We start from the raw sequence: 8,656 nt of genomic DNA on the forward strand, positions 1-8,656 counted from the left end.
AATAAATAAAAAAAATATAAATTCAACCTATTTTCTATCTTAAAATACCCTAAAAAAATATCAATAAACTTAATAATAATTAAATTTAGAAATTATAATAACAATTTAATTAAAGATATTATAATTAAAAACTATTATGATTAAAACTCCAAACGGAGGGGGATAAATGAATAAAAGAATGTTTAAATATTTTTTTATTGCTTTAATGTTTTTAATTATCATAAACATTAACTTTATTTCAGCAAGTGAAATGGATCAAGGAACAGGTATCATTTCAGAAGAAATATTATCTGATGGCTCAGGTATAGATGAAATAGATGATGGGGAAAATAATGATGGAGATTCAACTGATACTCCAACAGACAATACAGGAAATGATGTTGAAACTCCTGTGGAGCCCGAAACACCTATAGAACCAGAAACTCCTATAGAACCTGAAACCCCTGTTGAACCAATCATATTGGAAAAGACATCCATTAGCTCTGCAGATTATGTCATAAAAAACAAGTTTTTAAATGTGACTTTAAAGGACAGCAATAAAAAGGTAATCGCAAAGAAGAAAATCATGCTTACCATTAACGGCAAAACCCTTTCTGCAACAACCAACAGTAAAGGAATAGCCAAATTCAATATTACTGAAGCTGCAAAAACCTATAAGATCAACATCAAATTCGATGGGGATTCAACATATAAATCAGCTTCAAAAACATTGAATCTAAGAGTTATTGCAAAGCCTGTTTATACAAAATTAACCATTGCAGAAACAGGCGTTATCAAAAACGAGCAATTGAAGATTTATTTGAAATCAACTGCAGGAAAGGCAATAGCTAAACAAAATATAACAATAACCATTGATGGAAAAACTTATACAAGAACTACCAACAGCGATGGTTTAGCTAAATTAAAATTAAACAAAAGCTCTAAAATCTATGATGTAACCATCAAATATGCTGGCAAAGGCAATTACATAGCTACAAGCAAAAAGTCAAAGATTAATGTTCTTAACTGCAAACTCATAGGAAAAACCAGCTATGGAAAAGTGTATTTCCTAAGCACAATAGGAAATCGCAGTTCAAAGGTTAGAATAGCTTATGTCGTAGGCCTTCATTCAATGGAACATCAAATACATGATTCTCTCTATAAGCTAATGAAGAACAAAGTGAATATGAAATATAAATATTATATTTACAGAATTGTCTTAACCAATAAGAAAGGGTCATATTCCACATTAAGAATGAGAGGCCAAAAATTAGCTCTAAACTACATAGTTCCACATGCTAAAAAGCAAAAATTCGATTTGGTGGTTGATATACATTCAACATCAGGATTAAGCTATAAGCAAACTTATTTCATACATGTTCCAAAGAATCAACATCAACCTTCAATGAAATTAGCTAAAAAGACCATTAAAATCATTAAAACAATTGAAAGCAACTCTAAAATGTTGTATTGGTCACCTCCAACACAGACAAGTCCGCCTTATATACATTTACCTTTAATCAAGGCAGGAACTCCTACATTTGTCTTTGAAACTTGGAGCTATGAGAAAAAGTCTCAAACCGATAAGAGGGCTAAAATATTAACTCAAGCAATTGATAAGGTATTTGGTTAAAAACCGAATATCTTCTTATTTTTTTGAAAGTTTAAATAGTTCGCATTTATACTAATAAATAATTTAGTGATAAAAAAATTCAAACCATAAAGGTTTGAATTATAAATTTAAGAATTCATAAGCGGAAATGGCAGCTACTGCACCTTCTCCACAAGCTACAACCCATTGCTTAACTCCACCAGTGATATCACCAGCAGAATAGATTCCATCTACATTTGTAGCCTGAGCTTTATCAGTGATTATATATCCTGCATCATCAAGAGCAACACCCAATTCCTTAGCCAAATCATTGGAAGGATCATCACCGATTGCAATGAATACTGCATCTGTTTTATAATCCTCTTCATTGCCATCCCTTAAAAGAGTGACTGATTCAACAGCAATATCACCTTTGATTTCTTCAATGGTGGAATTCCAGAGAATTTCAATACCATTTTCTTCCAAAGCCTTTTGAAGATGATGTTCACATCTCAATTCATCTCTCCTATGGACCAATTTAACATTGCATCCGAGATTATTAAGGTATAATGCTTCCTGAGCAGCACTATTTCCTCCACCTACCATTAGAACATCCTTTCCAATGAAAAACATTCCATCACAAGTAGCGCAGTATGCCACTCCACGACCTAAAAACTCATTTTCACCCAGAACATTCAAATGCCTATGGGATGCACCTGTAGCCAAGATAATGGATTTTGCAATGAATTCCTTTTTTCCTTCATCATTGCTAGTCATCAATAAAGGGGAATTTTTAGTTTTCAAGTGAAATCCCTCATCTGTTTTTTCGATTGAATCAATGACAGTGTTTTCCATGATTTCACAATAATTTTCACTTTGAGCCTTCATCTTTTGAATGAGTTCCATACCAGAAATCATGTCAAAACCAGGATAGTTCTGCATCATAGGCACTTCAAGGCCTAATCCACCAGCCATCCCTTTGTCAATCACCAATGTTTTTGAGTTTTGTCTACCAGCATACATCCCTGCAGTCAATCCAGCAGGGCCTGCTCCAATAATTATAATATCGTACTCTTGCATAATAACACCAATAAGATAAGTCTAAGCAATACTTAAATCGTTTAATAATTAATAAAATTCATCAATTCATAAATTAAAAGTAAATCATAAAATTGTTTTCCTAATTAACAATTATTCTTACTTATTTATATATTTTAATATGAAAATAATAATATGAATATAAAAATATTATGATAAATATTATAATAAATATTAAATTGAAACATATATAATTTAAAAAATTGAAAGAGCTAAAAAAAATGAAAGTGGCAGTCATACCTGATGCAGCAATGATCATTATTCCCCTAATTGAAAAGAACGGGCACAAATACATATCCCCCACAAATTTTTCAAAATACAACAATAATGAGAATGAAGACCCCGACGATAAACTAGACAGAAGCAGAGCCCCATTTACATTATATGGAGATAGAATATTAATTGGAAATAAATATACAACAAATGAAGTTCCATCAGGAGTCAGAGGAAGATTGTCATTAATGGATAACATCATCCAGAATGCTGAAGCTGCCATCATTTTAGGCCATAGGAAAAAGGGTTATAAACCAATGTACGATGTATTGAATGAGTTGATTCTTTTTGGTGGAACAGGATGCATTAATGAACACAGCCTTGTGATAAACATAATGAAAAACAGGAATATCCCAATTTTAGAATTAGCTCATCCGAACAATCAGGAAGAAATTATAAATCTTATATATAAAGTTAATACTTTTTTAAGTAATTTGGAAAAGTATAAAGGCAAAAAAATCATTTTCAATGATGATAACTTAAACATTGATTTGAAAGAAAGAGAAAGTGAAAAAATAGACTTGAATGAATTTAATAGAATTTTAAAAGAATATTGAATTTTATATATGAAAAAGTAATAAAAATAGTTAAAAAAAGAATATAAAAAATAATAAAAATAGTTAAAAAAAAAATAAGAAAAGAAAACAAAAAGAAAATTAATTAATTAAATTTTGAATCTCTTCCCTTACTATTTTATTCACTAAACTACCATCAGCTTTTCCTTTAAGCTTTTTCATGCTCATTCCCATTAAAGGACCCATAGCGCCCATTTGACGTTCCTTGATCATGGATTCGTTTTGAGTAGCTATCTCATGGATAATGTCCCTAACAGCATCTTCACTTAAAAGAGTCAAATTAGCTTCTTCAGCAATTACACCAACATCTTCATCTGGCTTTTTGCTAACTTCAATCATCAAGTCTTTCAATGCATCCTTAGAGATTTTTCCTTCTTCAAGAAGTGAGAATATTTCAACTAACTTATCCTCATCAAAGATTGAAACATCAACTCCTTCCCTTCTTAAATCCCTTAAATCGGAAACAAGTACAGAAGCAACGGTAGTTGGATCTACTTTCACTTTAGATAATAATGATTCAAAAGTGTCTCCAAGCAATCTTCTGACAATTTGATTTGCCAAATCTTCACTGAGTTTGTATTCTGCTTTTATTCTTTCCTTCTTCTCATCAGGAAGCTCAGGAAGGTTGTTTTTAATAGGTTCAACCATATCATCAGTGATTTGGAACAATGGAATGTCTGTTTCAAGATACATTCTGTTTGCAGTTGGAAGAGGTCTCATGTATTCAGTGTTTCCATCATCCAATGCTTTTCTTGTCTCTTCAACAACACCATCAAATGCCATGTTCGCTCTTCTTATGACTTCATTCAATGCATTCACTGCAACATCCTCATCGTGAGCTACAATGATGATTGCATCTTGAGGACCAATCTTAAGGAACTCTTTCATAGCATTGACTTCATCTTCTTTAATACCATATGCTGGCAATTCATCAGTATGGAAAAGACCGGAAACACCCATTTTCTTAGCATAACTTGATAACTCGGTACCAAATCTTCTTCCTGGCTGAATCTCTTTTCCGATGAGACCGTCAAAGCCTCTTAAGATAATACCTTTTATGCATGCTGCAGATGATAAAATCTTAGAGGAAGTATCTTTAAATACTTCATCAAGGTCGTAAATGGTATCTTCAACGCTTGCATTTCTTTTTATGAGTTCATCCTTAATGTCTGCAAGAGCCAATTGTCTTTGAACCTCTCTTTCTACAATTTCAGGCATCAAGTCAAGGTCTTGCACACCTTTGATCTCCACTCTTGCACCTCTTGTAATTGAGATGTTAACATCCTGACGGATTGTTCCAAGACCTCTTTTTACATTAGTGCTTCTTAAGACTTGACCAATCATATATGCAACTTCTTTTATTTGCTCTGGATGGTGCATGGAAGGATCTGTAGTGATTTCTGCAAGAGGAATTCCTAATCTGTCAAGCCTAAATTCAGTGAATTCATCATCTGAATCTATTCTTCTTGCCGCATCCTCTTCAAGCCCTAAGGATTCAATTGCCACCCTACCATATGGAGTGTCCAAGTAACCGTCAGTAGCTGCAAGACCGGTTCTTTGGAAACCCCCGGTGTTACTGCCGTCAATTACCTGTTTTCTCATAGTATGGAATTCGTCAACCACCTTCATATTTAAAAGTGAAGCGATAGTGATACAGATGTCCAATGCTTCCCTATTCAATGCATGAGGAGGCTCGTCATCAGTTTCAACAAGACATGTGTGATTGTTGAATGATTCATACTTAAAGGTCATGTCTCTTAAAGATTCTTGCAATGCAGCTCTGTCGATTTGACCTAATTCACTTTGTGTTGGCCTTAGGTTTCTTATGATCCCATCATCAAATTCATCATCAATGAGTTCAGTTGAACATGGACAGAAAAGCTTATGCCTTGTATTCAATTGTTGGTGAATCTCAAGACCCATCATAAGTCCAAGCTCTTCCCAATTTCTTTCAATCTTAGGAGTTTCAGACTTATTGTTTTTGTTTCCTTTGTTTCCTTTTTTAGATTTGTTTTTAGCCATTCTTTATCCTCCTAATTCAAGAAATATTTAAGTGAAGAACTTTCATTCAATTCTCCAGCAACATTGGTTTGAATAATGTCTTTAACTTCATTTACATCTTCAGTCTGTCCTAAAGCCCATGCCAATTTCACATAAGCGGTTTCAGGAGTCATGTCCATGCCGGAAATAACACCTGCATCAAGGAGTAGTCTACCCGTACTGTAAACATTCATATTGATTGTTCCGTATAAGCATTGGGAAGTCATTACAACAGGGATTCCTTCATCGTTAGCCCTTTGTAATGTGTCAACCATATAATCAGGAACATGTCCAAGTCCAGTTCCTTCTATAAGCAATCCTTTGTATCCTTTGTCAATGTGATAATCAATGATATCAGAACTGATTCCTGGGAAAGATTTGATTAAAGCCACTTTGCTTTCAATGGCAGTGTTCAATTCCAATTCATTTTCTCCACGTTTTGTATATGGGAGATTGACTGATTTCACTTTTCCATCTCTTAAAAGAGCAATTGGCTCACTATCGATGCTTCTGAATGTGTCTCTTCTGCTTGTGTGCATCTTACGTACCTTTGTACCCTTATGAAGTGCACAGTCACCATCATCCAATGTGTTGTGCATTAGGACTGTAACTTCTGCAATGTCTGACAATGCAGCTCCACAGGAGTTGTATATGTTCAGGAATGCATCTGTAGAAGGTCTGTCTGAACTTCTTTGTGCACCTGTAATTACAATAGGAACAGGTGTTTTAATCATAAAGCTCAATGCAGCTGAAGTGTAATGCATAGTGTCTGTACCATGAGCGATTACAATTCCATCAGCACCATTATTTATGTCATCTGCAATGGACTGCGCTGCCTTAACCCAGTATTCAGGTTGCATGTTTTCAGACAAAATGTTGTATAAAGCCTTCACATCATAATTTGCAAGGTCCAAAAGCTCAGGGTTTGCTCTCAATAAATCTTCTGCAGTGAATTTAGGGTGTACAGCTCCAGTCTTGTAATCGATAATGGATGATACTGTACCACCAGTGGATATGATTGAGATGTTTTGTTTGTTAGGGTCTTTTTCTATTTTATCTCCTTCAAATCCTATTTTTGGTTTGTCACCTTTTTCAATAAGTTCGATTGCAGCAGATTCAATGTTTACTCCAACATTATATCCGCTGTCCAGTTTAATTACAATATAAGCGTCTTTTGCGTCTTCAGATCTGTCAAGCAATATTCCCTCATAGGAAATATCATCCTTTGTTACCTTAATTGTATCACCAATGGTAACATTAGCCTTATCTAAAAACTCTTTGGAAATTTCTTTATAAGTCATTTAATTCCTCTTAATCTTTTTGAATTATAATAATGTTAGCATCATTAAAATAGATTTCAATCGTTTAAAAATCTATATTATATTTAGATATATTTATTAAAGTATATAATATTTAGTTAAATATCAGTAATCCTTGTGGCATTTTTGCCTCTGCAAACTATTAAACTATAAAAAAACAAATAAATCATCATGGTTCTGGAAGAAAAATTGTATGGGAATCAATTTGAAAGAAACATTGTAGGGAGTTCAATTAAATTCATAGCATTAAATTGTTAATTATGATTAGAAAAATAGTAATTTTGAGATAAAAGTTTTAAAAATAGATAAAATTATAAAAGAATTAAAGAATTAAGTTTTTAAAAAACTTAATTGAAAAAAACAAAAGAAAATAATAGTTACATCTATTATTTAATTGAATCATTGTACAAATGTACAAGAAAAGTATTATTATATATAGCTCATATATAATCGAGGAGAATATCTCCTTCGTTTAGGACAAATAACATTCCTAAAAATACTAAGAAACTAAAAAATACAGTCATAAACATTTAGCGACTCCATTTTTAAAGTTCTATAATTAAATAGAACATAAAATTTCATATGAATTTTTACTACTAAAAAAAATCATATGTTAATTAGTATTATAAAAAAACTCATATATAAATACATACTATTTAATTCTCTAATCGTTCGTATTTTCTCGATTAAACTACGAACAATCTTTTATTTTAGAAAAAAATCGTGTTAAATCGTTATGAATAATTATAAATCATTATAAATTATTATAAATCATGATAAATAATAAAAATTAGCTAAAAAATAAAGAGTTAGTAATACCCTTTTTATATAAAAATTAGTGCAAATCAATTATTCATTATCTTCAGAAGTTATTTGAGTGAAAAGATACTCCAATGTCTTTTCACGTTTGTCCTTTTTCAACTCACATTCCCAGACAGTGATGACATTCCATCCCATCTCTTCAAGCTCTTTTTGATTATGTTCATCACGTTCTCTATTTCTGTATAACTTATTTTCCCAGTATTCAACATTGGATTTCGGCATTTTAGCATACTTGCACCCTTCATGAAGATGCCAAAAGCATCCATGAACAAAGACAACAGTATTATACTTTGGAAGCACAACATCAGGACTTCCAGGATACCTCTTGTCATTCTTTCTAAATCGAAGTCCTCTTGAGAATAAATAGCTTCTAACAAGAATCTCAGGTTTGGTGTCCTTTCCCCTAATCCTTGACATGACATAACTACGTGTCTCTTTGCTAAACTTGTCAGCCATAAAATCACTTATATTCAAAACTGAAATTCAAAAAAAAATCATTTATACTGGAAACTTGGCATTAATTCCAACTTGAACTTATTCAATTCATGAAGGTAATCGATCCTTTCTTTTGTCTTTTTATCACTAATTTCACCAGTTCGTATATACTTATCCAATACATCATAAGTAAATCCGAGCTTCTCTTCATCAGATTGATCAGAGAGTCCATCAATCGGCACTTTGTTCACAATCTCATCAGGTAAATTAAGGCTTCGTCCTATTTCCTTAACTTCAGTTACAGTTAGGTTTGAAAGTGGTGAAAAGTCACCTGCACCATCACCATATCTTGTGGCATAACCTACCCAATCTTCAGACAAATTACAATTGTTTGCAACTCTTCCATTATTGCTTTGACTGACTGCATACAATACTGACATACGGATTCTTGGTGGAAGATTGATTCTAGTTTGCTCAGAGATTTCAATGTTAGATTCAATCATCTGATTTAATACACCATTTAC

General features: G+C 32.6%; 7 protein-coding genes. 2 read left to right on the forward strand and 5 right to left on the reverse strand.

Annotation, left to right across the window (positions count from 1 at the left end):
• Positions 1-166: 166 nt before the first annotated feature.
• Positions 167-1,612: a hypothetical protein gene (locus tag ACKI67_RS05790; RefSeq protein WP_407462489.1), complete on the forward strand. Its 1,446-nt coding sequence runs from the start codon at positions 167-169 to the stop codon at positions 1,610-1,612.
• Positions 1,613-1,711: 99 nt separating this feature from the next.
• On the opposite strand, the gene ACKI67_RS05795 is transcribed toward ACKI67_RS05790, so the two are convergent.
• Positions 1,712-2,650: an NAD(P)/FAD-dependent oxidoreductase gene (locus ACKI67_RS05795; protein ID WP_407462490.1), complete on the reverse strand. Its 939-nt coding sequence runs from the start codon at positions 2,648-2,650 to the stop codon at positions 1,712-1,714.
• A 239-nt stretch (positions 2,651-2,889) separates the two neighbouring features.
• On the opposite strand from ACKI67_RS05795, the gene ACKI67_RS05800 reads away from it, so the two are divergent.
• Entirely contained in the window at positions 2,890-3,498 is a 609-nt protein-coding gene (locus ACKI67_RS05800; protein WP_407462491.1) for a DUF2112 family protein, read from the forward strand.
• 99 nt (positions 3,499-3,597) lie between these two features.
• Here the strand turns inward: ACKI67_RS05800 and gatE are convergent, their stop codons facing one another.
• From gatE to nadE, 4 genes are all read right to left on the reverse strand, one after another.
• Positions 3,598-5,538 (reverse strand): Glu-tRNA(Gln) amidotransferase subunit GatE, encoded by a 1,941-nt coding sequence (gatE, locus tag ACKI67_RS05805; RefSeq protein ID WP_407462492.1) that lies wholly within the window; start codon positions 5,536-5,538, stop codon positions 3,598-3,600.
• Between the two features lie 11 nt (positions 5,539-5,549).
• A complete protein-coding gene (gene gatD, locus ACKI67_RS05810) occupies positions 5,550-6,857 on the reverse strand; it encodes a Glu-tRNA(Gln) amidotransferase subunit GatD (protein WP_407462494.1) in 1,308 nt (435 codons plus the stop codon).
• An 867-nt stretch (positions 6,858-7,724) separates the two neighbouring features.
• Positions 7,725-8,153, reverse strand: coding sequence for a very short patch repair endonuclease (locus tag ACKI67_RS05815; protein ID WP_407462495.1), 429 nt, complete (start codon positions 8,151-8,153; stop codon positions 7,725-7,727).
• 38 nt (positions 8,154-8,191) lie between these two features.
• A partial coding sequence (nadE, locus tag ACKI67_RS05820) for an NAD(+) synthase (protein ID WP_407462496.1) occupies positions 8,192-8,656 on the reverse strand: 465 nt, incomplete at its 5' end.

The sequence above is a fragment of the Methanobrevibacter sp. genome, assembly GCF_045577275.1.
GTDB lineage: Archaea > Methanobacteriota > Methanobacteria > Methanobacteriales > Methanobacteriaceae > Methanobrevibacter.